Raw genomic sequence first — 22,482 nt, forward strand, 5'->3', positions numbered from 1 at the left:
CGGTTATGGGGACGGTGCGCCGAGCCAACGGTCGCGCCGTTGCAAGTGCCAGGCAAACGCACCGAGGGTCAGGCTGCGCAAGGCCATGAACAACAGGAAGGTGATCCACAGCCCATGGTTGCCCAATCCCATCAGCATCCAGGCGATTGGCGCCACCAACACTAGGGTCAACACCATGCCGTTGCGCATTTCCCGGGCGCGGGTGGCGCCGATGAACAGGCCGTCGAGCAAATAGCTCCAGACCGCGATCAATGGCAAGGTCGCCAGGTAGGGCAGGTAGCCGTAAGCGGTGGCGCGCACGTCGGGAATGTCGGTTTGCATGTCGATGAAGAGGTGGCCGGCGAGCAGGAATAGCAGGGCAAAGCCGAGGCTTGCAATCAGCGACCAGCCGCCGGCCACCACCAACGAGCGCCGCAAGGCCAGGCGGTCGCGGGCGCCAATGGCATGGCCGCACAGCGCTTCCACGGCGTGGGCCAGGCCGTCCAGGGCATGGGCGGTCAGTAGCAGGCCGTTGAGCAGCAAGGCATTGGCCGCCACTGTCGCGTCCCCCAGGCGTGCGCCTTGCACCGTGATCAGGAAGAACACCGCTTGCAGGGCCAGACTGCGAATGAAAATGTCCCGGTTCACCGCCAGCAGCGGGCGCCAATTCTGCCAGATGCCCAGCGCTGCCCAGGCAATCTGCCCGGGCCAGGCCCGCAGTGTCTTGCGAGCCAGGGCCAGGCCAACCAGCGCGCCGGTCCACTCGGCAATCACTGACGCCCGGGCCGAACCGGTCACGCCCCAATCCAGGCCGATGACGAACCACAGGTTCAGGGCGATGTTGACCAGGTTGGTCACCAGCAGGATCGCCAACGGTGCCCGGGCATTCTGGGCACCGAGGAACCAGCCCACCAGCGCATAGCTGGCCAGCGCCGCCGGCAAGCCGAAGAGCCGGGTGTGGAAGAAGTCGCGGGTCAACTGGTTGAGCTCGGCCGACGGCTGCATGAAATGCAACGCCACGTCGCTCAACGGCACGCCGACGGCACCGAGCAGCACCGCCAGTCCCATCGCCAACAGCAGTCCTTGCAGCAACACTTGGCGCAACGCCGCGCCGTCATCCCGCCCGGCGGCCTGGGCGGCGAACCCAGTGGTGCCCATGCGCAAGAACCCCATGGCCCATGCCAGCACCGTATACAAGCTTGCCCCCACCGCCACTGCGCCCAACTGATGGGCATGGGGCAAATGACCGATGACCGTGCTGTCCACCAGTGCCACCAGCGGCACGGAAATGTTCGAGAGAATCATCGGCGCAGCCAACGCCCAGACCCGGCGATGGGTCAGGCGGTCGCGCCAGTCGGTGATCAGGTTGGACATGCGGGCTCCTTGATGGAGCGCGATTGTAGCGGGTTCTAGGGAGGATCGTTCCCTAGGGTATTCGGACTCATTGTGGCGAGGGGATTCATCCCCGCTGGGCTGCGAAGCAGCCCCAAAACCAGACACTGCAGTGTGTCAGATTCATTGAATCCAACCTTCAAGGGGCTGCTGCGCAGCCCAGCGGGGATGAATCCCCTCGCCACAAAAGTGTCCGGCGTAAGTCCGTGTGACCTCAGTGAATGATCCAACTCAACAACCACAACCCCAATACCAGCCAGATAATCCCCATGACGATCGAGGCTCGCATGAACGCGCGAATGGCCGAGTACAGCAGCATCAGCCCGAGGATCAGCGCGATGATGCTGATGATCGAGGTGTCCATGCCCAGGGTGCGTGATAGCCCATCGACGAAATTGCCACCGGCGTTGGCCAGGGTGTTGAAGAGGCCGCTGAGCAGGTCGACGATGAAGCGGATCACCGAACCGAGCGCCTGGCCGAGCCATTCGAAAAAGCTTTCTACCTGCATATGTGCATCCTGATGGGAGGGGATCTGAGCCGAGCTGTTGGCTCCTGATTGTAGGAGCTGTAGCGGCCGAGTTGGTTCGATTATGGGGCAAACTGTCGCTTCGTACCGAGACTCTTGCCTTCCCTGGTCATCCCCCTGAAGCTATGCGCATTCAGGAGATCCCGATGAACCTTGTTGAACTGACCGAACGCCTGCATGCCATTCGTGACCGTAACGACTGGCGGCAATTCCACAGCCCGAAAAACCTCGCCATGGCCGCCAGTGTGGAAATGGCCGAACTGGTGGAGATTTTCCAGTGGCTGACCGAGGACCAGTCGCGCCAGTTGCCGGCGGACAAACTGGCCCACGTCGGGCAGGAGGTCGGTGACATCGTGTTGTACCTGTTGCTGCTTTGCAGCGAACTGGGCCTGGACATGGACGCCGTGGTGCGCAGCAAGCTGGCTGACAGCGAACGGCGGTTCGGCCAATGAGCGACCGTCATTTCGATCAGCTCGCCACGCGCTTCGCGGAAAAAATCTACGGTGGGGCGAAGGGGGCGATCCGCCTGGCGGTGCTTCAGGCCGACTTGCTGGAAACCTTGCCGCAGCGCCCATTGCGCGTGCTGGACATCGGCGCAGGCCTGGGCCACATGTCGTTGTGGCTGGCCGAGCGCGGTCACCAGGTGACCCTGGCCGAGCCGGCCGAGCCGATGCTCGAAGGCGCCCGCCAACGCTTTGCCGAGGCGGGCCAGAGCGCCACGTTCATCCAGGCGCCGTGGCAGGACCTGCTCGGCCAGCTCACCGAACCTTACGACCTGGTGTTGTGTCACGCGGTGCTGGAATGGCTGGCCGAGCCCCACGCGATCCTGCCAGTGCTGCATCAACTCACGGTCCCTGGCGGCTGGCTGTCCCTGGCGTTCTACAACCGCGATGCGCTGGTCTATCGCAATCTGCTCAAGGGCCATTTCCGCAAGTTGCGCAAAAACGACATGGCCGGGGAAAAACAGAGCCTGACTCCGCAACAACCCCTTGATCCACGAGCATTGGCGGCGCAACTTGAAGGCCTGTGGCAGGTCGAAAGCCAGAGTGGCGTGCGGGTTTTCCATGACTACATGCCGGTGGAGTTCCAGGGCCGGGTAGAGCTTGCGCAGTTGCTGGAAATGGAACTGGCCCACCGTCGCCATCCGGCGTTTGCCGGGCTGGGACGGTACCTGCACTGGATCTGCCGTCCCCTCTGATCTGAACGTGCAATCGGAGCTCGAAATGAAAGGTCGTTCAGGGTTGTTGGTGCTGTGTCTTGGGCTGGTGGCCTGCCAGGGCAGTAACCCCTATGTCGCCACCTCCAATCCGTTGCCGCCGGCCCCACCGGAGGCCGCCACTGTGTTCGATCGCAGCACCTACCCGGCACCGCCCCGTGATTACGGGCGCTATCGCAGCTGGGCCTGGCGTGACGGGCGCTTGCCACCGGGTACCGCCTGGGCGGATTCGGCCCAGGTGGCCGAGGCGGTGAGCGATGCCCTCGATCAGCGTGGCCTGCGGCCGCTGCATGACAACCGGCCCGCCGACCTGTTCGTCAGTGCCGACCTGCGCCTGGAAACGCGCGTGCGTCAGGTCCGGGACGACTATGACGCGGGTTACTACGGTGGCTATAACCGTTATGACCGCTACGGTCCGGGCTATGGCGTGTACCATCCGGTGCCGATGGTGCGCACGTATCAGGAACAAGTCGTGGTGGTTCGGGTGGACCTGTTCGATGCCCGCACCGGTCAGCCGGTGTGGAGCGCCAGCGCCGAGACTGGCCAGCGGGGCAGCCAGAGCGAGCGCACCGATGCCATTCGCGAGGCGGTGGAAAAAGCCATGTCGGCGTATCCTCCAAGTTGATTACGCAACGGAGAAAAACCATGTTTCGCCGTCTTGCCTTACTGGCCTTCACCCTGTTGTTGGCGGCCTGTGCCGCTAACCCAGTCAATCATGACTTCGACACCAGCCGTGATTTCGCCGCGTATCGCAGTTGGAGCTGGAAAGAGCCGGCGCTGCAATATCGTCCCGATGACCCTCGCATCAAGAGCGACCTGACCGAACAGCGGATCCGCCAGGCGGTGGCCGATCAACTCGACCAGCGCGGCTTGCGCCCGGCTGCGGGTGGGCATGGCGATGTGCTGGTCCAGGCCTATTTGATCGTCGAGGACCGTCAGCAGCAGGTCACGACCCACTACGGCGGCGGGTGGGGCGGCCCTTGGAATGGCTATTGGGGCGGGCCGATGTACAACGAAACCCGTAACGTCAGCTACAAGGTCGCCACCGTGCAGATCGACCTGCTGGACGGCAAGGACGGCAAGTTGGTGTGGCGCGGCAGTGATGAGCAACTGCTCAGCAACGCCCCCAACCCGACCGACCGCAACACCGTGGTACGGGAGACGGTGGGGCGGATCCTGTCCAACTACCCGCCGCGCTGACCGCAGCGCGCTCAAGATGGATGCGAGCTGACCCACCGCCATCGCGAGCAAGCTCGCTCCCACAGGAATTTTGTGGCGGACACCTGCTCTGTGAACACCCCGGAACAACTGTGGGAGCGAGCTTGCTCGCGATGACGGTTGCAAAGTCAGCATTGATGCAGACTGACCCACCGCTTTTGCGAGCAAGCCCGCTCCCACGGGGATTTACGGTGAACACCATCGACTTGCTCAGACCACCGGCCGCCACGCTCCCACCATATGCTCCAACCCCCCAGCCCCCACCAGTTGCAGTTGCCCACTGGAGCCCGCCGCGCTTGCCAACAGTGTCACTTCGCTGGGCAGGCGCACCGGTTTCTTGAAGGTCACATCGATCTCGATATTGGCCTCGGGCAGGTGGCCATCCAGCGCCGCCAGGGTCCTGGCCTTGTTCCACAGGCCATGGGCGATGGCGGTGGGGAAGCCGAACAACCGGGCGCTGATGCCGCTCAGGTGGATCGGGTTGTAGTCGCCGGAGACCTTGGCGTACTGCCGGCCGATGTCAGCCGGTGCGGTCCAATGTGCCACTTCAACCAAGGGCAGGCTGGCCTGGGGCGATTCATCGACGAGTGCACCGTCGAGCTTGACACCCTTGCACAGCATCTGGCTCCTGGCCTCCCACAGCGGGCCCAGTTGATCATCAAGGCGGGTCACCAAGTCGAATACCGCGCCCTTGGGGTGGGCTTGCAGGTTCTCGACGTTGACGCTGGCCCTCACCTGGCCGACCCCGCCCATGGGCCTCAAGACACGAATGCGGTTGCTCAAGTGGATCAGCCCCAGCAGCGGAAATGGAAAGTCGCGGCCAGTGAGCAACTGCATTTGCAGGGCAAACGCCAAGACGTGGGGATAGGTCGGTGGCAGCAGTCCGTTATCAACGAAACCGCAGACCTTGCGATAGGCCGCCAGCCGTTGCGGGTCGACCTGTAGCACCTGGCGCAGGCCTTCCCCGGGCAAGGTTGTTCCGGTGACCTTGCGCCGTGTCGCCGCTTTCGAATACAGCCCGGACATGGATGGCGGGCTGCTGACCTCATGCCATTGGATCGTCATGGTCATGCTCCCAAAAGGCTTTGCCCGCAGACCCGCAGGGCCTGTCCGGTCACGGCGCCGGAGCCCGGTTGCGCCAGCCATGCGACGGCTTCGGCGACATCCTGGGGCAACCCGCCCTGGCCCAGGGAGCTCATGCGCCGCCCGGCCTCGCGCAAGGCGAAGGGGATCTCGGCGGTCATGCGGGTTTCAATGAAGCCCGGCGCCACGGCGTTGATGCTGATGCCCCGTTCGTGAAGCAGCGGTGCCCAGGCCTGGGCCAGGCCGATCAGCCCGGCCTTGCTCGCGGCATAGTTGGTCTGCCCACGGTTACCGGCAATGCCGCTGATGGACGCCAGCAGAACAACCCGGCCATGGTCGCGCAGGGTGCCGCTGTCGAGCAGGGCCTTGGTCAGCACTTGCGGGGCGTTGAGGTTGACGGCCAGCACGGCGTCCCAGAAGTCCGGGGTCATGTTGGCGAGCGTCTTGTCCCGGGTAATCCCGGCGTTATGCACCACGATGTCGACGCCGTCGGGCAGGTGCTCGATCAACTGGGCGGCGGCGTCTTCGGCACAGATATCCAGTGTGACGCTGCGCCCGCTCAAGCGTGCCGCCAGGGCGTCGAGATCGGTCTTGGCCGGGGGCACGTCCAGCAGGATCACGTCGGCGCCATCGCGGGCCAGGGTTTCGGCGATGGCGGCGCCGATCCCGCGGGCTGCGCCAGTGACCAGCGCCTTGAGCCCCGTGAGCGGTCGGGTCCAATCCTGGACCTGGGTGTCACAGGCGTTGAGGCGAATGACCTGCCCGGAAATGAAGGCGCTCTTGGGCGACAGGAAAAACCGCAGCGCACCTTCCAACTGGGCTTCGGCACCGTCGCCGACATACAGCAGTTGCAGCGTTCCGCCGTGGCGCAGCTCTTTGGCCAGGGACCGGCTGAAACCTTCCAATGCCCGCTGGGCACTGGCGGCGAACGGATCGCCAAGGCTTTCCGGCGCGCGCCCCAGGATGGCGACATGGGCGCTGTGGTCGAGGTTCTTCATCAGCGGCTGGAAAAATTCCCGCAGTTGCTTGAGCTGGTCGACCTGCACCAAATGGCTGGCGTCGTACACCACCGCCTTGATTTTCGGGCCGTGGCCGGGGATCCACTCGGTGGCCAGGGTCGGTTCGCCGCCGTAGATGAAAATAGTGTCGGTCAGGCGCTTGGCGAACGTGCCGATCTGCTCGGTCAACGGCCCGCCGCCCAGCAGCAATGCGCCTTCGATCGGCCGCAGCCGCCCGGCCTGCCAGCGCTCAAGGCGTACCGGCGATGGCAGGCCGAGGGACCCGACCATGCGTCGACCGATGGGCGAATTGGCGAAGTCGATATAACGGTCAGACATGGAACACACTCCGGCTGATGAGGTTCCAAGTGTGGACCATGATTGGCAATCAGTCGTTCGATCGGCGAGATAAAGCCTAAGCTTGAGCGGGAGCGCTTTTTCCAGGGCACCGAATCCTTGTGGGAGCGAGCTTGCTCGCGATGGCAATCTGTCAGCCAGCCTATCGGTCAACTGACCCACCGCTATCGCGAGCAGCTCGGCTCCCACAGGGGGCGGTTGAGTTTTATTAGTGCATCGACCTACAGGGGAGTTCTTCATGACACAACTACGCCGCGTCGCGATCATCGGTGGTAACCGCATTCCCTTCGCTCGCTCCAACGGGCCCTATGCCACCGCCAGCAACCAGGCGATGTTGACGGCTGCCCTCGAGGGGCTGATCGAACGCTACAACCTGCATGGCTTGCACATCGGCGAAGTGGCTGCCGGTGCGGTGCTCAAGCACTCCCGGGATATGAACATGACCCGCGAATGCGTGCTCGGCTCGCGGCTGTCACCGATGACGCCGGCCTATGACGTACAACAGGCCTGTGGCACCGGGCTGGAAACGGTGTTGCTGGTGGCGAACAAGATTGCCCTGGGCCAGATCGACAGCGGTATTGCCGGCGGCGTCGACACCACCTCGGATGCGCCGATCGGGGTCAATGAAGGCCTGCGCAGGATCCTGCTGCAAGCCAATCGCGCCAAGACCACCGCCGACAAGATCAAGACGTTCTTGCAACTGCGTCCCCAGCACCTCGTCCCCGACCTGCCGCGCATCAACGAACCGCGCACCGGCCTGAACATGGGTGAGCATTGCGAACTGATGGCTCAGACCTGGCAGATCCCCCGGGAGGCGCAAGACCAGTTGGCCTTGGAAAGCCATCAGAAAATGGCCGCGTCCTACGCCGAAGGCTGGCACAACGACTTGATGACGCCGTTCCTCGGCCTGACCCGGGACAACAACCTGCGTCCGGACCTGACCCTGGAAAAACTCGCGTCCCTCAAGCCGGCCTTCGAAAAAAGTGCCAAGGGCACGATGACCGCGGGCAACTCCACGCCACTGACCGATGGCGCTTCGTTGGTGCTGCTGGGCAGCGAAGAGTGGGCCAAGGCCCGGGGCTTGCCGATCCTGGCGTACCTGCGCGACGGTGAAACGGCGGCGGTGGATTTCGTCAATGGCGCCGAAGGGTTGCTGATGGCGCCGGTCTATGCCGTGCCGCGATTGCTGGCGCGCAACGGCTTGACCTTGCAGGATTTCGATTACGTCGAGATCCACGAAGCGTTCGCCGCCCAAGTGTTGTGCACGCTGAAGGCCTGGGAAGACCCGGACTACTGCAAGACCCGCCTGGGCCTCGACGCGCCGTTGGGCGCCATCGACCGCAGTCGGTTGAATGTGAAGGGCAGTTCCCTGGCCGCCGGGCATCCATTTGCCGCCACGGGCGGGCGCATTGTCGCCAACCTCGCCAAGTTGCTGGATGCCGCCGGGCGAGGTCGCGGGTTGATTTCCATCTGCGCCGCCGCCGGCCAGGGCGTGACGGCGATTATCGAGCGTTGACGAGGGCGCCATCCTGGCGGGACGCCAGTGCCTTGTGCTGGCTGGCGTAGCGCTCGGCCAGGATCGAGCAGACGATCAATTGCAGCGGGTGGTAGATCATGATCGGCAGCAGGATCAGCCCCAGGCCCGGGTGGTTGCCGAAAATCAACGCCGCCATCGGCACCCCGGCGGCGAGGGATTTCTTGCTGGCGCAGAACACGGCGGCAACTTCATCGGCACTGCTGAATTTCAGTGCGCGGGCGGTGCGGGTGGTTGTCCACAGGATGATTGCCAGCAATACGGCACTGCCCACCACTGCGCTGAGCAACACGCCGTTGCCCTGCTGGCGCCAGATGCCGGACACCATCGAATTGCAGAACGCCGCGTAGACCAGTAGCAGGATCACCAGCTTGTCGATGATGCTCGTGTAGCGTTTATAGCGACCGAAAAAGCCGGCCAGCCAACGCCGTAGGAACTGCCCCAGCACCAGTGGCAGCAGCAACATCAGGCACAGGTCGAGCAAGGTTGAACCCAGGTCGATGCCTCCGGCACCACTGCCGACCACGAAACTGACCAGCAACGGAGTCAGGAAAATCCCCAATACGCTGGACAGGCTCGCGTTGAGAATCGCCGCTGGCACGTTACCTTTTGCACTGCCGGTCAGGGCCACCGAGGAAGAAATGGTCGAGGGCAGGGCGCACAGGTAGAAGAACCCCAACATCAGCAACGCCGGCACATGGCTGCCCACTAGCCAGTTGCTGAGCAACCAGAGCAACGGAAACACGCCAAAGGTGAACGCCTGCACCATCACGTGCAGCCGGACGTTCTTCAGGCCGTGGCGGATCTGCTCGCCGGACAGGTTGACCCCATGCAGGAAGAACACCACGAAGATGCCGATGTTGACCACCCATTCGGCATGCATGGCCCCGCCCGTGGCCCCGAAGGTTGGAAAGAAGTACGCCAGCAGCGTGGCGAGCACCATGCCGCAGAGGAACCAGTCGGTGACCAAGCGTTTGAGGTGTCTGAAGATGTGCATAGGGCACCGCAAGTTGTAAGAAAAGTCGACTTAGCCTAACGTCGCCCTCATGAGTCGTCTTGCGACATAAGGCCAATCAATGCCGGCTAACGGACACCAGCAGTTGGAACGACGTATTCCCGACCTGACGCAATTGCCAAGGCCGCTGTACGCCCGCGTCGAAAGTTTGAGCGCCGGGTCCTGGACGCAAGCCCATCGTCATGACTGGGTGCAATTTTCCTACGCCATCAGCGGCGTTCTCGGCGTACACACCGCAGCGGGCAGTTTCTTTGCCCCGCCACAACGGGGTATCTGGATCCCGGCCGACCTGGAACATCAAGTGGTGACCTCCACCCGGGCGGAAATGCGCAGCCTGTATGTCCATCGCCACGCCTGCCCTTGGGCCGATGGGCGTTGTCGGGTGCTGGAAGTCACGCCACTGGCCCGCGAACTGATCAAGGTGTTCTGTCAGCTGCCAGTCGATTATCCCCAGGGCGATACCCAGGAAGATCGCCTGGTGCAGGTGTTGCTGGATCAGTTGGCGACCTTGCCGGAGGTGGGATTCTCCCTGCCGCTGCCGCGACATGCCCGGTTGCTGGCGTTGTGTAACGAATTGATCGAGCAGCCCGAACAGAACGTCACCTTGCACGCCTGGTCCGAGCGACTGGGCACGTCGGAAAAAACCCTGATGCGCCTGTTCCAGCGCGAGACCGGCCTGAGCTTTCGTGCCTGGCGCCAGCGCATGCGTTTGTTGTCGTCCCTGGGCTCGTTGGAGAAGGGCGATAGCGTCACCAGCGCCGCGTTGTCGTGTGGGTATGATTCAACGTCGGCGTTCATTGCCGCGTTCAAGGGGATGTTCGGGTTTACCCCGGGGGAGTTGTTCAAGCATTGAGTGGTCGCACCCTGCCTGCGGCTGGTGGTCGACAGGGACTGTCAGCTTTTGTCGCACATACCTGCGTATTCGGTTGCCAGCGCCAGGCCCGGTCTCGGCTATGATTCGGCGCGGTCGATTGAGCCGGCACATTGTGTGCATCACAGGTTCATAGGTCGGCAACCCCTCCCCGTGGAGGAAGGATTGCCGTATAACGACTGTCATTCGCGTGTTTGGTAATAAAGGACCCACAATAAAAGCTGATGAAGACTCCAAAACGCATTGAACCCCTGATCGAGGACGGTCTGGTCGACGAGGTGCTGCGCCCACTCATGAGTGGTAAAGAAGCAGCTGTTTATGTGGTGCGCTGCGGCAACGAGCTACGTTGCGCGAAAGTCTACAAGGAGGCGAACAAGCGAAGTTTTCGTCAGGCGGCCGAGTATCAGGAAGGCCGCAAGGTGCGCAACAGCCGTCAGGCCCGGGCCATGGCCAAGGGGTCGAAGTTCGGGCGCAAGGAAACCGAGGACGCCTGGCAGAATGCCGAAGTGGCGGCGTTGTTTCGCCTGGCAAGTGCGGGGGTGCGCGTGCCCAAACCGTACGACTTCCTCGAGGGCGTGCTGCTGATGGAGCTGGTGGCCGACGAGTACGGTGATGCGGCCCCGCGCCTGAACGATGTGGTGCTGGAGCCGGACCAGGCCCGTGAATATCACGCCTATCTGATTTCCCAGATCGTGCTGATGTTGTGTACCGGTCTGGTGCACGGTGACCTGTCGGAGTTCAACGTCCTGCTGACGCCGACGGGACCGGTGATCATCGACCTGCCGCAAGCCGTGGATGCCGCGGGTAACAACCATGCCTTCAGCATGTTGGAGCGGGATGTTGGCAACATGGCGTCCTACTTCGGCCGATTTGCCCCGGAGCTCAAGCACACCCGGTACGCGAAGGAAATGTGGGCGCTGTACGAAGCCGGCACCCTGCACCCGGCCAGCGTGCTGACCGGCGAGTTCGACGAGCCGCAAGAGCTGGCGGATGTCGGCGGGATCATGCGTGAAATCGAGGCCGCCCGCCTGGATGAAGAACGCCGTCAGGCCGTCCGCGCCGCCGACGATGCCCCACCGGGCAAGACCGAAGAGCCACCGCCGCCGTGGATGCAATGATCGGTTGAACAGAAACCCGGCCATTGGCCGCAATGCTGTTCACTTAAGGGAAGTGGCTGAATCTGTGGCGAGGGGATTTATCCCCGCTGGGCTGCGAAGCGGGCCCTTCAACCCGTCTGAGACATCCCAGGCTCAGGTTCTGGGGTCGCTTCGCGACCCCGCGGGGATAAATCCCCTCGCCACAATGAATCAACAAGTCTCAAGTGAACAGCATTACGGCCATTGGCCGGTTTTTTTGTGGCACACCCAACTCATCCCACAGCGGGATGTCAGATGGGTGCGGTTTCCTGGCAACACCCCGACGCCAGTTCCTTGAGGATCGGGCAATCCGGACGTTGGTCGCCATGGCAGTGCTCCACGAGGTCTTGCAAGGTGTCGCGCAGTTCGGCCAGTTCGCGGATTTTCTGGTTCAGCTCGTCGATGTGTTGCCGGGCCAGGGCCTTGACGTCGGCGCTGGCGCGTTGGCGGTCCTGCCAGAGGGTCAGCAGTTTGCCGACCTCTTCCAGGGAGAACCCCAAGTCGCGGGAGCGCTTGATGAACGCCAGGGTGTGCAGGTCATCGGTGCGGTAGATCCGATAGCCGCTGTCGGTGCGATGGGCGGCCTTGAGCAGGCCGATGGACTCGTAATAACGGATCATCTTCGCACTCAGGCCACTCTGGCGGGCCGCTTGGCCGATGTTCATCGCTCGTCCTCCAACTGCTTGGGTGTCCAGAACTTCAACAGTAACGCATTGCTCACCACGCTGACGCTCGACAACGCCATGGCCGCACCGGCCAACACCGGGTTGAGCAAGCCGAAGGCCGCCAGGGGAATTCCGATCAGGTTGTAGACGAACGCCCAGAACAGGTTCTGGCGGATCTTGGCGTAGGTCTTGCGGCTGATGTCCAGCGCCGCCGGCACCAGTCGTGGATCGCCGCGCATCAGGGTGATGCCTGCGGCATGCATCGCCACGTCGGTGCCGCCGCCCATGGCAATGCCGATGTCCGCGGCGGCCAGGGCCGGGGCGTCGTTGATGCCGTCGCCCACCATCGCCACCACCGAGTGGCGCTTCAATTGTTGGACGATGGCCGATTTATCCGCCGGCAATACCTCGGCGTGGACGTTGGAAATATCCAGCGCCTGGGCCACCACCCGGGCGCTGCCTTGGTTGTCGCCGGTGAGCAGATGGCTGGCGATGCGCTGTTCATTCAAGGCCTGTACGGCGGCGAGAGCACCAGGCTTGAGCGTGTCTCCGAAGGCGAACAGACCCAGCACCCGAGGTGTAGCGCCTTGTTCGATCAGCCAGGACAACGTGCGGCCTTCGGTTTCCCAAGCCTGTGCCGACTCGGCCAGGGAGCCCGGTTCCAGGCCCAGTTCGTCCAGCAGGCGGCGATTGCCCAAGGCCAGGCGTCGCCCGTCGAGGTTGCCGGCGATGCCACGCCCGGCCAGGGACTGGCTGTCGCTGACATCCGATACGTCCAGGCCGCGCTCGGCGCAGGTGTCCAGCACGGCTTTGGCCAAGGGGTGTTCGCTGCCGCGTTGCAGCGCGCCAGCCATTTTCAGCAGTGCGTCTTCATCACCGTCTAGGGCGGTCAGGTGGGCGATGCGTGGCGTGCCCGAGGTCAGGGTGCCGGTCTTGTCGAACACCACGGTCGTGACTTCATGGGCGCGTTCCAGGGCCTCGGCGTCCTTGATCAGAATGCCGTGGCGCGCAGCCACGCCGGTGCCGGCCATGATCGCCGTGGGCGTCGCCAGGCCCAAGGCGCAGGGGCAGGCGATGACCAGCACCGCAACGGCGTTGATCAGCGCGATTTCCAGTGGCGCACCGTACAGCCACCAGCCGATCAACGTCGCCAGGGCCAGCACCAGCACCACCGGTACAAAGACCTGGCTGACTTTATCCACCAGTTTCTGGATCGGTGCCTTGGCGGCCTGGGCGTCTTCCACCAGGCGGATGATGCGCGCCAGCACGGTTTCGGTGCCCAGGGCTTGCGTGCGGACCAACAACCGACCTTCGCCGTTGATCGCGCCCCCCGTGACCTTGTCGCCGGGCTGCTTGGGCACCGGCAGGCTCTCGCCGCTGATCAGTGCTTCGTCGGCGTGGCTCTGGCCTTCCAGTACTTCGCCGTCCACCGGGAAGCGTTCGCCGGGCTTGACCAGCACCAGGTCATTCAAGCGCAGGGCACTGATGGCAACGTCCCGTTCCTGGCCATCGATTACCTGGATCGCCCGTTCCGGGCGCAAGGCCTCCAGGGCGCGGATGGCGCTGGCGGTCTGGCGCTTGGCGCGGCTTTCCAGGTATTTGCCAAGCAACACCAGGGCAATCACGACGGCCGAAGCCTCGAAATACAGGTGCGGCATGCTGCCAGGACGGGCGATCACCCATTCATAAAGGCTCAGGCCGTAGCCAGCGCTGGTGCCCAGGGCCACCAGCAGGTCCATGTTCCCGGCGCCGGCCCGCACGGCCTTGAAGGCGGCGACGTAGAAGCGCGCACCGAAGATGAACTGTACCGGCGTCGCCAGGGCGAACTGCACCCAGGCCGGGAGCATCCAGTGCACGCCGAACGGCTGCAGGAGCATGGGCAGCACCAGGGGCATGGACAGCAGAATCGCCAGCACCAGTGCCAGGCGTTCACGGTTCAGACGGTTGCTCTGCGTGTCGGCGACCTGCTCGGCTTGCCAGACCGTGGCGTCGTAACCGGCGCGCTTGACCGCATCGATCAGGGTTTGTGTCTCCACCTGGCCGAGCAGTTCGAGGTGGGCCCGCTCGTTGGCCAAGTTGACGCTGACGCTGTTCACGCCGTCGACCTTGCCCAGGGCGCGTTCGACCCGGCCGACGCAGGAGGCGCAGGTCATCCCTTCGATGTTCAGTTCCAGGGTTTGCACGGGAACGCTATAGCCCGCCTGTTCGACGGCCTGCTTCAAGGCCGGCAGGCTGCCTTCCGGGGCCTGGACACGCGCCAGTTCCGTCGCCAGGTTGACGCTGACTGCACGGGCTCCGGCGACTTTGCTCAAGGCCCGCTCGACCCGTCCGGCGCAACTGGCGCAGGTCATGCCGGCAATGGGTAGATCGAACGTGGTGGATTCGGACATCTGCCTGGCTCCTTGTAGTAAATGACTACAGGATCAACCTTGCCATGCTGGCAAGGTCAAGCGCCAATTCTCTGTGGGAGCGAGCTTGCTCGCGATAGCGGTTGGTCAGTCGACATCCATGGTGGATGTTAGATTGCCATCGCGAGCAAGCTCGCTCCCACAGGGGCTTACAGCTATCAGTTCAAGTGGCGTATCAGTAACCGAGCCCAGCCTGCTTGAGGTACATGCCTTGTTCATTCATGGCGATGCGGAACTTCAGGATGTCACCGGCCCTGAGCGTGATGTTCTGCGAACCCGGTGCAAGCATGCCAGGATTGCAACCCGGTGCCTGGCCAGGCAGCAACTTCAGGCGCAAGGAGAACTGGCCGGGCGGCAAGTTGAAGGAAGTGCTTTGCTCCTGGAATAGCCGGGCCGAGAGCTGATCCTGGATGTAGATGCCGATTTCGCAACTGGTCGCCACTTCCAGGCGTTCGCGGGAAATGATCACCACGCCATAGTCTTCGCCGGCGGCCGAGGCCTGGGGGGCCACCGCTGAAAAACCGAGCATGCAAAACAGGCTGAACGCTGACCAGCGCATGGCTGAACCTCCGGTGTGAAATCCTTGATGTGTGCAGCTTGGCTGAGCGCGATGCCGATTGCCAGCCCGGCAGTTTTTGTCAGAACTTGACCTTGCCATGATGGCAAGCTTGAGACTGACGGCAACCTCAATCCCAAGGAGTCATCTCATGCAAACATTCAATGTCGAGGGTATGTCCTGCGGTCATTGCGTCAAGGCCATCACCCAGGCTGTCCAGGCCAAGGATCCAGCGGCGACGGTGCATGTCGACCTGGGCGCCAGGACCGTCCAGGTGCAGAGTTCGTTGCCGGCCGATGCCGTGCTCGAGGCCATCAAGGAGGAGGGCTATGCAGCCAGCGCCGCGTGAAAATTTTTAATCGTTAGCGACCTATCGGAATGTTCAAGAGCGCCCGGCACGGCTAGACTGTCGGGCTGTCGAACGACGCCTGAACTGGACGCCCGATGAACCTCCGTACCATTCTGATTCTTGGCGCCTTGAGCGCTTTCGGTCCCTTGGCGATCGACTTCTACCTGCCCGCCTTTCCGGCGATGGCCACGGCCTTCGGTACTGACGAAAAACACATCCAACTGACCCTGGCGGCCTATTTCCTCGGCTTGTCCATTGGGCAACTGGCCTATGGGCCAGTGGCGGACCGCTTCGGGCGGCGCATTCCGCTGCTGACCGGCGTCGGCTTGTTCACCCTGGCGTCACTGGGCTGCGCCTACGCGCCGAACCTCGAATGGCTGATCGGTGCCCGTTTCGTCCAGGCCTTGGGCGGGTGTGCCGGGATGGTGATTTCCCGGGCGGTAGTCAGCGATAAATGCGACGCAGTGGGTTCGGCCAAGGTGTTTTCGCAACTGATGCTGGTAATGGGCCTGGCGCCGATTCTCGCGCCGATGCTCGGTGGGCTGTTGGTGAACCTGCATGGCTGGCAATCGATCTTCATTGCCCTGACCGTGTTCAGCGCGCTGGCGTCGACGGCCGTGGCCCTGTGGCTGCCGGAAAGCCTGCCGGATCATGTTCCTCGACAACCCTTGTCGGGCGCCTTGCGTCAGTACGGCCGGTTATTGACCGATACGGTCTACCTCGGCCATGCCCTGACGGGTGGCATCGCCATCGCCGGCATGTTTGCCTACATCGCCGGTTCGCCTTTTGTGTTCATCAAGCTCTACGGCGTACCGGCCGAACACTTTGGCTGGTTGTTCGGGACCAACGCGGCGGGCTTCATCCTGGTTGCCCAGGTCAATGCCCGATTGTTGTCCAAGCGTGGCCCGGCATTCCTGCTGACCCGCGCCGTCTGGGTCTACCTGCTCGCCGGGCTGAGCCTGTTGGCTGTCTGTGCACTGCAGCCAGAACGGTTGTGGCCGCTGCTGCTTCCGCTGTTTGTCTGCATTGCCAGCCTGGGTTGCATCCTGCCCAATGCGTCGGCCTGCGCCATGAATGGGCAGGGGGCCCGCGCCGGCAGTGCCTCGGCGATGCTGGGGTGCCTGCAGTTTTCCGTGGCCGCGGGGGCCGCTGCACTGGTGGCGGCGCTGCATGACGGCACCGCCGTGCCGATGGCGCTGGTCATCAGCCTTTGCGGGCTCCTGGTGGTGGGCGCAGCCATGCTGACCCGTCGCCTGCAAAACGCCCGGGCACTGGCCCAGGCCAGTCGCGAGGGCTGACTTAGCTGGCTGCGCGCTGCTGCTGTTCGGGAAAGCGATGAGGGGCGTGGATCCGCGCTTGCAAGGTCGTGGCGAAAGCCTGGGCTTCGGCCTCGGTACGGAAGGTGACGACGTGCTGGTCAAGACGCACTTGCCATTGGGATTTTGCCACTTCTTTTATCAGGATCTTCATTGCTGACCTCCTCACGAAAAGATTGCGTTGCAAAGGCCTCGAGTGTAGACCTGAATGCGATCGCAGTTGTGACAACGGTCAACTCTCGGACTGACGGCATGGGTTTTGTGGGAGCACGCTTTGCTCCCACAAGCGCCAGGCATCGTCGTGTCTTGGATCAGAAGCCTTCGAGCACAATCTTGCCCTTGGACTGGCCGCTTTCCAGCAAGGCATGCGCCCGGCGCAGGTTCTCGGCGTTGATGGTGCCGAAATGCTCGCCCACCGTGGTTTTCAGCGTGCCGGCGTCGATCAGGGCGGCCACGCGGTTGAGCAGTTTGTGCTGTTCGAGCATGTCGGCCGTTTCGAACAGCGAGCGGGTGTACATGAATTCCCAATGCAACGACAGGCTCTTGCGCTTGAGCTTGGTCACGTCCAGCGCCTTGGGGTCGTCGATCAGCGCCAGTTTGCCCTGGGGCGCGAGGGCTTCGACCAGTTGATCCAGGTGCTGATCGGTCTGGGTCAGGCTGGCGACGTGAGTCACCTGGGGTTGGCCGGCTTCTTTCAACACGTCGCTCAAGGGGCGGCTGTGGTCGATCACCAGGTCGGCACCCAGGTTGCGCACCCATTCCTGGGTTTGTGCACGGGACGCGGTGCCAATCACTTTCAGTCCGGTGAGTTGGCTGGCCAGTTGCGTCAGGATCGAACCCACGCCGCCCGCGGCACCGACGATCAACAGGCTCTGGCCCTCGTCGTCCTGGCCTTCCTGGATGTGCAGGCGCTCGAACAACAATTCCCAGGCGGTGATGGCGGTCAGCGGCAATGCCGCCGCCTCAGCGAAACCGAGGGTCTTGGGCATGTGGCCGACAATGCGCTCATCCACCACGTGCAATTCGCTGTTGCCACCGGCCCGGGCGATCGAACCGGCGTAGAACACCTTGTCCCCGGCCTTGAACAGCGTGACCTCGCTGCCCACCGCCTTGACCACGCCAGCCACGTCCCAGCCCAGCACCTTGGCGACGCCACCTTCGGGCTGGACGTTCTGGCGAACCTTGGTGTCCACCGGGTTGACCGAAATGGCCTTGACCTCCACCAGCAGGTCCCGAGGGCCGGCGACCGGTTCCGGCAGCTCGACGTCCTGGAGCGATTGCGAATCGGTGATGGGCAGCGAGTGGTAGTAAGCGATGGCTTTCATGAAGCGGCTCCGTGAGGTGAATTCGATGAGGGCCATGTTTGGCTATTTATCGCCGAGATAAAACCGGCTAAAACAACAGGCTCTTTCAATGCTTTTTTGATAATGGACGCGTCATGCTTCGCTTCGATGACTTGCAATTGTTTGTCCGGGCGGCGGACCTGGGCAGTCTTTCGGCTGCGGCCAGGGTCATGGACCTGTCGGCGGCGGTGGCCAGCGCCGCGTTGAAACGGATCGAGCAACACCTCGGCGCCCGGCTGTTGGCCCGCTCCACCCGCAGCCTGCGCCTGACGGCCGAAGGGGAGGGGTTTCTCGAATATGCCCGCGCCGCGTTGAGCAGCCTTGACGAAGGGCGGCGGTTGTTGACCAGCGGCCAGGACCAGGTCAGCGGGGTGTTGCAGTTGTCCGCGCCGTCGGACCTGGGGCGCAACCTGTTGTTGCCCTGGCTGGATGCGTTCCAGCGCGAGCACCCCGGGCTGACGGTGCGGTTGTTGCTGGGCGATCGCATGGCCGACCTGTTCAAGCAGCCGGTGGACATTGCCCTGCGGTATGGCGAACCGGAAGATTCGAGCCTGGTGGCCTTGCCCATCGCCCCTGGTAACCGTCGGGTGCTGTGTGCTTCGCCGGATTATCTGGCTCGCCAGGGCGAACCTCGTCAGTTGGAACAGTTGGCCCAGCACAACTGCCTGCTGTACATGCTGGGTAGCCGGGTGCATGACCGATGGGGTTTTCATGACGGCAAACGGGAGGTGAGCCTCACTGTCAGTGGCGATCGCTTCAGTGACGACGCCGATGTGGTACGTCGCTGGGCGGTGGCGGGGGCCGGGATTGCCTACAAGTCATGGCTGGATGTGTCCACCGACGTGCTGGCCGGGCGTTTGAGAATCCTCTTGCCACACCTGCAATGCGAACGCGCGCCCCTCAATCTGCTATGTGCCCACCGGGCGCAATTGAGCAAACCCATCAACCTTTTGCGGGACATGCTCCAGGCTCGCTGCGGTGAGTTGACGGCCCGATTTCCACTCCCGACGGGGGGCGGCCATTAGTCGCGCGCAAATAGAGAATTTTCCCTCATCAACAATCGCCTCCAAAGGTTTCCGGAGGACAGGAAAGCTCGATCGTCGCGCTTATACTAGCGACCGCCTGCGCCAGAGCAGTAGACGAATGATTCAACAGGGAGTGAATACATGGAACATGCACCTTGCATCAGCCAGATTGCCACGCTGCTGGCTGACCCCAAGCGCAGCGCAATGATGTGGGCCTTGATGGACGGCACGGCCCGCCAGGCCGAAGAGCTGGCGTTGCTCGCCGGGTTGTCGCCGTCCTCGGCCAACGCACATCTGGGGCGCTTGTCCGCCGGAGGCCTGTTGAAAGTCGAAGTACGGGGCCGCAAGCGGTTCTTTCGCCTGGCTGCGCCAGAGATCGGCGCGGCCGTCGAAGCGTTGGCCAGCGCGACCCTGGTCAGTACGCCACGGCAGGTTCCGGAGGTCTTCAAGCGCCAGGTCATGCCGACCATGGCCCCGTCGGCGCCTGCTTCGTTGATGCGGGCCAGGCTGTGCGACGACCACCTGGGGGGAACCCTGGCGGCCGACCTCTACCAGCGCCTGATCGACGCCGGGTGGATCGAGCAGTTCGAACAACGGGTGATCGTCACGCACAAGGGCGCCAATCAACTGGCCGAGCGTGGCCTGTTCATCCAGGCCCTGGCTCATCGCAACGCCCGTATCGCTTGCCCCTGCCCGGACTGGAGCGAGCGTCGTCCGCACCTCGGTGGTGCGCTGGGGGCGGCATTGTTGCAACTGTTCATGCAGTCGGGTTGGCTGGCCTTGCCCAACGATTCGCGGGCCCTGCAAGTGACGACGCTCGGCCAGCAGGAAATTCACCGGTTCGCCCGGCAGGATGCCGTGGAGATGGCACTCTAGGGAACTCGCCTGGGGCGTCGCTCAGGGCTGTTGGCAGGTCGTATTCAGCAATAGACGCCAGCAAGGTTCGCGCACACTCGGTCCGGGGAATTTTCGGATTGGGGAGGTAGCATGGACACTCACGGTTACAGTGCGGCGGAACGCCTGGAGCGGTTACCCATCAGCGGGTATCACCGGGTGATTTTCATCATCATCGCCCTGGCGTTCTTCTTCGACTCCATGGACCTGGCGATGATGACGTTCCTGCTGGGTTCGATCAAAGCCGAGTTCGGCCTGAGCACCGCCCAGGCCGGCTTGCTCGCCAGCTCCAGCTTCTTCGGCATGGTGCTGGGGGCGTCGCTGTCGGGCATGCTGGCCGATCGTTTCGGGCGCAAGCCGGTGTTCCAGTGGAGCATCGTGCTGTGGGGCATCGCCAGTTACTTGTGCTCCACCGCCCAGGACGTCGAGACCTTGACGCTGTTTCGCGTCCTGCTGGGCATCGGCATGGGCATGGAGTTTCCAATTGCCCAATCGATGCTCTCGGAGCTGATCCCGGCCAAGCGGCGAGGGCGCTACATCGCCTTGATGGACGGCTTCTGGCCGTTGGGCTTCGTGGCGGCGGGCGTGTTGTCGTATTTTCTGCTGCCGGTGATCGGCTGGCGCGACATCTTCCTGGTGCTGGCGGTGCCGGCGGTATTTGTCCTGGCGATTCGTTTCTTCATTCCGGAGTCGCCGCGCTGGCTGGAACAGGCCGGTCGGGGTGATGAAGCGGACGCTGTGCTCAAGCGAATCGAAGACAAGGTCCGGGCCTCGCTGGGGCGGCGCGACCTGCCGGAGCCGGTCCGCCTGCCAAGGGTTGAGCCTGCGCCGGGCAATTTCTTTTCGGCCCTGGCGCAGATCTGGTCGCCGCAGTATCGCCAGCGCACGATGATGATCTGGAGCGTCTGGTTCTTTGCCTTGCTCGGTTTCTACGGCCTGACCTCCTGGCTCAGCGCGTTGTTGCAACAGTCGGGGTTCGCGGTGACCCAGTCGGTGTATTACACGGTGCTGATTTCCCTGGGCGGGATTCCCGGCTTCTTGATGGCGGCCTGGCTGGTGGAGCGTTGGGGACGCAAGCCGGTGTGCGTCATCACGCTGTTGGGCGGTGGGGCGATGGCGTTTCTGTATGGGCAGAGCGCGGTGTTTGGCGGCAACGTCGGCCTGTTGATCGGCACTGGCTTGCTGATGCAGTTTTTCCTGTTTGGCATGTGGGCGGTGCTCTACACCTACACGCCGGAACTGTACCCGACCTCGGCCCGGGCCACGGGCTCGGGTTTTGCTTCGGCGGTGGGGCGTGTCGGTTCGCTGCTTGGCCCCCTGGTGACCGGCCTGGTGTTCCCCATCACCGGCCAGGGCGGTGTGTTCGCCCTGGGGGCGCTGTGCTTCGCCGTGGCGGCGGGGGTGGTCTGGGTGTTCGGGATGGAAACCCGAGGCAAGTCGCTGGAGGAGTTGAGCGAAGCGACCGCTGCGGACTAAACACTACCCCCTGTGGGAGCGAACTTGCTCGCGAAGGCGGAGTGTCAGTCAACATCGATGTTGAATGTGCCGCCGTCTTCGAGAGCAAGCTCGCTCCCACAGGGGTTGATTGTCAGGCTTAGGGTTTTACCAGCCGCGCATCCAAGCTGTTCTGCGCCAGGCGCTTGGCCTGGTCCTGGGTCATGCCCAGGTGGGTGTGCAGGGCGTGGAAGTTTTCGGTGACGTAGCCGCCGAAGTACGCCGGGTCATCGGAGTTCACGGTCACCTTCACGCCGCGCTCGAGCATGTCGAGGATGTTGTGTTGCGACATGTCGTCGAACACGCACAGCTTGGTGTTGGACAGCGGGCACACGGTCAAGGGAATCTGCTCGTCGATGATCCGCTGCATCAGCCGCTCATCCTCGATGGCCCGCACGCCATGGTCGATGCGCTGGATTTTCAGCAGGTCCAGGGCTTCCCAGATGTACTCGGGCGGGCCTTCTTCGCCGGCATGGGCGACGGTCAGGAAGCCTTCGTTGCGCGCGCGGTCGAATACCCGCTGGAACTTGCTGGGTGGATGGCCCATTTCCGAACTGTCCAGGCCCACGGCCACGAAGGCGTCGCGGAACGGCAGCGCCTGGTCGAGGGTTTTCTCGGCTTGCTCTTCGCTCAAGTGACGCAGGAAACTCAGGATCAGGCCGCTGGTGATGCCCAGTTGTTGCTCACCGTCCTTGAGGGCGGCGGCAATGCCGTTGAGCACCACTTCGAACGGGACGCCGCGGTCGGTATGGGTCTGCGGGTCGAAGAATGGCTCGGTGTGGATCACGTTCTGCGCCTTGCACCGCAACAGGTAGGCCCAGGTCAGGTCATAGAAATCCTGGGACGTGCGCAGCACATCGGCCCCCTGGTAATACAGGTCGAGGAATTCCTGCAGGTTGTTGAAGGCGTAGGCCTTGCGCAGGGTGTCGACGTCGCTCCAGGGCAGGGCGATCTTGTTGCGTTCGGCCAGGGCGAACAGCAACTCGGGCTCCAGCGAGCCTTCCAGGTGCAGGTGCAATTCAGCCTTGGGCAGGGCGTTCAGCCAGTCGTACATGGTCTTTTCTCATCAGCGAATCGATGGCGGGCATTCTACAGGGGGCTGGCCGA

Annotated in this window: 23 protein-coding genes; 12 read left to right on the forward strand and 11 right to left on the reverse strand. The window is 63.2% G+C overall.

Translation table 11 applies throughout. From position 1 onward, the window contains the following. Positions 1-3: 3 nt before the first annotated feature. Positions 4-1,353 carry an MATE family efflux transporter gene (locus tag ACMTA2_RS04465; protein WP_413793880.1) on the reverse strand — a complete coding sequence of 450 codons (1,350 nt, stop codon included), beginning with the start codon at positions 1,351-1,353 and terminating at the stop codon, positions 4-6. A 232-nt stretch (positions 1,354-1,585) separates the two neighbouring features. Next, positions 1,586-1,879: a hypothetical protein gene (locus tag ACMTA2_RS04470; RefSeq protein ID WP_003197447.1), complete on the reverse strand. Its 294-nt coding sequence runs from the start codon at positions 1,877-1,879 to the stop codon at positions 1,586-1,588. A 164-nt stretch (positions 1,880-2,043) separates the two neighbouring features. Here ACMTA2_RS04470 and ACMTA2_RS04475 point away from each other — a divergent pair, with 164 nt between their 5' ends. The 4 genes from ACMTA2_RS04475 to ACMTA2_RS04490 are packed head-to-tail and all read left to right on the forward strand — an operon-like array spanning position 2,044 to position 4,313. After that, the gene (locus tag ACMTA2_RS04475; RefSeq protein WP_413793881.1) at positions 2,044-2,349 is read left to right on the forward strand and encodes a MazG-like family protein; all 306 of its coding nucleotides are present in this window, start codon (positions 2,044-2,046) and stop codon (positions 2,347-2,349) included. Next, a complete protein-coding gene (locus tag ACMTA2_RS04480; protein WP_413793882.1) occupies positions 2,346-3,095 on the forward strand; it encodes a methyltransferase in 750 nt (249 codons plus the stop codon). The genes ACMTA2_RS04475 and ACMTA2_RS04480 overlap by 4 nt, the downstream gene beginning before the upstream one ends. 25 nt (positions 3,096-3,120) lie before the next feature. Further along, positions 3,121-3,738: a DUF4136 domain-containing protein gene (locus ACMTA2_RS04485; RefSeq protein WP_413793883.1), complete on the forward strand. Its 618-nt coding sequence runs from the start codon at positions 3,121-3,123 to the stop codon at positions 3,736-3,738. A gap of 20 nt (positions 3,739-3,758) precedes the next feature. Beyond that, a complete protein-coding gene (locus tag ACMTA2_RS04490; protein ID WP_413793884.1) occupies positions 3,759-4,313 on the forward strand; it encodes a DUF4136 domain-containing protein in 555 nt (184 codons plus the stop codon). A 228-nt stretch (positions 4,314-4,541) separates the two neighbouring features. Here the strand turns inward: ACMTA2_RS04490 and ACMTA2_RS04495 are convergent, their stop codons facing one another. Beyond that, positions 4,542-5,396 carry a MaoC family dehydratase gene (locus ACMTA2_RS04495; RefSeq protein WP_413793885.1) on the reverse strand — a complete coding sequence of 285 codons (855 nt, stop codon included), beginning with the start codon at positions 5,394-5,396 and terminating at the stop codon, positions 4,542-4,544. A gap of 2 nt (positions 5,397-5,398) precedes the next feature. After that, entirely contained in the window at positions 5,399-6,751 is a 1,353-nt protein-coding gene (locus ACMTA2_RS04500; protein ID WP_413793886.1) for a 3-oxoacyl-ACP reductase, read from the reverse strand. Between the two features lie 256 nt (positions 6,752-7,007). Between ACMTA2_RS04500 and ACMTA2_RS04505 the strand changes: the two genes are divergently transcribed. Further along, positions 7,008-8,285: an acetyl-CoA C-acetyltransferase gene (locus ACMTA2_RS04505; RefSeq protein WP_413793887.1), complete on the forward strand. Its 1,278-nt coding sequence runs from the start codon at positions 7,008-7,010 to the stop codon at positions 8,283-8,285. Here ACMTA2_RS04505 and ACMTA2_RS04510 read toward each other — a convergent pair. Beyond that, entirely contained in the window at positions 8,272-9,300 is a 1,029-nt protein-coding gene (locus tag ACMTA2_RS04510) for a bile acid:sodium symporter family protein (RefSeq protein WP_413793888.1), read from the reverse strand. The genes ACMTA2_RS04505 and ACMTA2_RS04510 overlap by 14 nt on opposite strands. Positions 9,301-9,379: 79 nt before the next feature. Between ACMTA2_RS04510 and ACMTA2_RS04515 the strand changes: the two genes are divergently transcribed. Together ACMTA2_RS04515 and ACMTA2_RS04520 are read left to right on the forward strand one after the other, a co-directional pair. Continuing rightward, positions 9,380-10,171: an AraC family transcriptional regulator gene (locus ACMTA2_RS04515; protein WP_413793889.1), complete on the forward strand. Its 792-nt coding sequence runs from the start codon at positions 9,380-9,382 to the stop codon at positions 10,169-10,171. Between the two features lie 242 nt (positions 10,172-10,413). Continuing rightward, entirely contained in the window at positions 10,414-11,307 is an 894-nt protein-coding gene (locus ACMTA2_RS04520) for a PA4780 family RIO1-like protein kinase (protein WP_413793890.1), read from the forward strand. Between the two features lie 269 nt (positions 11,308-11,576). On the opposite strand, the gene cueR is transcribed toward ACMTA2_RS04520, so the two are convergent. The 3 genes from cueR to ACMTA2_RS04535 form a co-directional block, all read right to left on the reverse strand. Beyond that, a complete protein-coding gene (gene cueR / locus ACMTA2_RS04525; protein WP_413793891.1) occupies positions 11,577-11,990 on the reverse strand; it encodes a Cu(I)-responsive transcriptional regulator in 414 nt (137 codons plus the stop codon). After that, positions 11,987-14,380, reverse strand: coding sequence for a heavy metal translocating P-type ATPase (locus ACMTA2_RS04530; RefSeq protein WP_413793892.1), 2,394 nt, complete (start codon positions 14,378-14,380; stop codon positions 11,987-11,989). The genes cueR and ACMTA2_RS04530 overlap by 4 nt, the downstream gene beginning before the upstream one ends. A 193-nt stretch (positions 14,381-14,573) precedes the next feature. Next, a complete protein-coding gene (locus ACMTA2_RS04535; protein WP_413793893.1) occupies positions 14,574-14,957 on the reverse strand; it encodes a hypothetical protein in 384 nt (127 codons plus the stop codon). 148 nt (positions 14,958-15,105) lie between these two features. Here ACMTA2_RS04535 and ACMTA2_RS04540 point away from each other — a divergent pair, with 148 nt between their 5' ends. Together ACMTA2_RS04540 and ACMTA2_RS04545 are read left to right on the forward strand one after the other, a co-directional pair. Next, on the forward strand, positions 15,106-15,303 hold the full coding sequence (locus ACMTA2_RS04540; protein WP_413793894.1) for a heavy-metal-associated domain-containing protein: 198 nt from the start codon (positions 15,106-15,108) through the stop codon (positions 15,301-15,303). A 95-nt stretch (positions 15,304-15,398) separates the two neighbouring features. After that, positions 15,399-16,601, forward strand: a complete 1,203-nt coding sequence (locus ACMTA2_RS04545; RefSeq protein ID WP_413793895.1) for a multidrug effflux MFS transporter — start codon at positions 15,399-15,401, stop codon at positions 16,599-16,601. Between the two features lies 1 nt (position 16,602). Here ACMTA2_RS04545 and ACMTA2_RS04550 read toward each other — a convergent pair whose 3' ends face one another. Then, the gene (locus ACMTA2_RS04550; protein ID WP_413793896.1) at positions 16,603-16,773 is read right to left on the reverse strand and encodes a hypothetical protein; all 171 of its coding nucleotides are present in this window, start codon (positions 16,771-16,773) and stop codon (positions 16,603-16,605) included. Between the two features lie 157 nt (positions 16,774-16,930). Next, entirely contained in the window at positions 16,931-17,944 is a 1,014-nt protein-coding gene (locus ACMTA2_RS04555) for a zinc-binding alcohol dehydrogenase family protein (protein ID WP_413793897.1), read from the reverse strand. Between the two features lie 113 nt (positions 17,945-18,057). Between ACMTA2_RS04555 and ACMTA2_RS04560 the strand changes: the two genes are divergently transcribed. The 3 genes from ACMTA2_RS04560 to ACMTA2_RS04570 all read left to right on the forward strand — a co-directional run bounded on the left by ACMTA2_RS04560 (position 18,058) and on the right by ACMTA2_RS04570 (position 21,357). After that, on the forward strand, positions 18,058-18,987 hold the full coding sequence (locus ACMTA2_RS04560; RefSeq protein WP_413793898.1) for a LysR family transcriptional regulator: 930 nt from the start codon (positions 18,058-18,060) through the stop codon (positions 18,985-18,987). Positions 18,988-19,128: 141 nt separating this feature from the next. Then, positions 19,129-19,863, forward strand: coding sequence for an ArsR/SmtB family transcription factor (locus tag ACMTA2_RS04565; protein ID WP_413793899.1), 735 nt, complete (start codon positions 19,129-19,131; stop codon positions 19,861-19,863). 111 nt (positions 19,864-19,974) lie between these two features. Then, complete coding sequence (locus ACMTA2_RS04570) at positions 19,975-21,357, forward strand: MFS transporter (RefSeq protein ID WP_413793900.1); 1,383 nt, start codon at positions 19,975-19,977, stop codon at positions 21,355-21,357. Positions 21,358-21,475: 118 nt separating this feature from the next. On the opposite strand, the gene ACMTA2_RS04575 is transcribed toward ACMTA2_RS04570, so the two are convergent. Continuing rightward, positions 21,476-22,429: an adenosine deaminase gene (locus ACMTA2_RS04575; RefSeq protein WP_053118131.1), complete on the reverse strand. Its 954-nt coding sequence runs from the start codon at positions 22,427-22,429 to the stop codon at positions 21,476-21,478. Between the last annotated feature and the right edge of the window lie 53 nt (positions 22,430-22,482).

It is taken from the genome of Pseudomonas medicaginis, assembly GCF_965119365.1.
Lineage (GTDB): Bacteria > Pseudomonadota > Gammaproteobacteria > Pseudomonadales > Pseudomonadaceae > Aquipseudomonas.

Excerpts from the sequence above, each read along its gene's own strand:
- ACMTA2_RS04465 (WP_413793880.1), bottom strand. The coding sequence starts at position 1,353 with ATGTCCAACCTGATCACCGACTGGCGCGACCGCCTGACCCATCGCCGG.
- ACMTA2_RS04470 (WP_003197447.1), bottom strand. The coding sequence starts at position 1,879 with ATGCAGGTAGAAAGCTTTTTCGAATGGCTCGGCCAGGCGCTCGGTTCG.
- ACMTA2_RS04475 (WP_413793881.1), top strand. The coding sequence starts at position 2,044 with ATGAACCTTGTTGAACTGACCGAACGCCTGCATGCCATTCGTGACCGT.
- ACMTA2_RS04480 (WP_413793882.1), top strand. The coding sequence starts at position 2,346 with ATGAGCGACCGTCATTTCGATCAGCTCGCCACGCGCTTCGCGGAAAAA.
- ACMTA2_RS04485 (WP_413793883.1), top strand. The coding sequence starts at position 3,121 with ATGAAAGGTCGTTCAGGGTTGTTGGTGCTGTGTCTTGGGCTGGTGGCC.
- ACMTA2_RS04490 (WP_413793884.1), top strand. The coding sequence starts at position 3,759 with ATGTTTCGCCGTCTTGCCTTACTGGCCTTCACCCTGTTGTTGGCGGCC.
- ACMTA2_RS04495 (WP_413793885.1), bottom strand. The coding sequence starts at position 5,396 with ATGACGATCCAATGGCATGAGGTCAGCAGCCCGCCATCCATGTCCGGG.
- ACMTA2_RS04500 (WP_413793886.1), bottom strand. The coding sequence starts at position 6,751 with ATGTCTGACCGTTATATCGACTTCGCCAATTCGCCCATCGGTCGACGC.
- ACMTA2_RS04505 (WP_413793887.1), top strand. The coding sequence starts at position 7,008 with ATGACACAACTACGCCGCGTCGCGATCATCGGTGGTAACCGCATTCCC.
- ACMTA2_RS04510 (WP_413793888.1), bottom strand. The coding sequence starts at position 9,300 with ATGCACATCTTCAGACACCTCAAACGCTTGGTCACCGACTGGTTCCTC.
- ACMTA2_RS04515 (WP_413793889.1), top strand. The coding sequence starts at position 9,380 with ATGCCGGCTAACGGACACCAGCAGTTGGAACGACGTATTCCCGACCTG.
- ACMTA2_RS04520 (WP_413793890.1), top strand. The coding sequence starts at position 10,414 with ATGAAGACTCCAAAACGCATTGAACCCCTGATCGAGGACGGTCTGGTC.
- cueR (WP_413793891.1), bottom strand. The coding sequence starts at position 11,990 with ATGAACATCGGCCAAGCGGCCCGCCAGAGTGGCCTGAGTGCGAAGATG.
- ACMTA2_RS04530 (WP_413793892.1), bottom strand. The coding sequence starts at position 14,380 with ATGTCCGAATCCACCACGTTCGATCTACCCATTGCCGGCATGACCTGC.
- ACMTA2_RS04535 (WP_413793893.1), bottom strand. The coding sequence starts at position 14,957 with ATGCGCTGGTCAGCGTTCAGCCTGTTTTGCATGCTCGGTTTTTCAGCG.
- ACMTA2_RS04540 (WP_413793894.1), top strand. The coding sequence starts at position 15,106 with ATGCAAACATTCAATGTCGAGGGTATGTCCTGCGGTCATTGCGTCAAG.
- ACMTA2_RS04545 (WP_413793895.1), top strand. The coding sequence starts at position 15,399 with ATGAACCTCCGTACCATTCTGATTCTTGGCGCCTTGAGCGCTTTCGGT.
- ACMTA2_RS04550 (WP_413793896.1), bottom strand. The coding sequence starts at position 16,773 with ATGAAGATCCTGATAAAAGAAGTGGCAAAATCCCAATGGCAAGTGCGT.
- ACMTA2_RS04555 (WP_413793897.1), bottom strand. The coding sequence starts at position 17,944 with ATGAAAGCCATCGCTTACTACCACTCGCTGCCCATCACCGATTCGCAA.
- ACMTA2_RS04560 (WP_413793898.1), top strand. The coding sequence starts at position 18,058 with ATGCTTCGCTTCGATGACTTGCAATTGTTTGTCCGGGCGGCGGACCTG.
- ACMTA2_RS04565 (WP_413793899.1), top strand. The coding sequence starts at position 19,129 with ATGGAACATGCACCTTGCATCAGCCAGATTGCCACGCTGCTGGCTGAC.
- ACMTA2_RS04570 (WP_413793900.1), top strand. The coding sequence starts at position 19,975 with ATGGACACTCACGGTTACAGTGCGGCGGAACGCCTGGAGCGGTTACCC.
- ACMTA2_RS04575 (WP_053118131.1), bottom strand. The coding sequence starts at position 22,429 with ATGTACGACTGGCTGAACGCCCTGCCCAAGGCTGAATTGCACCTGCAC.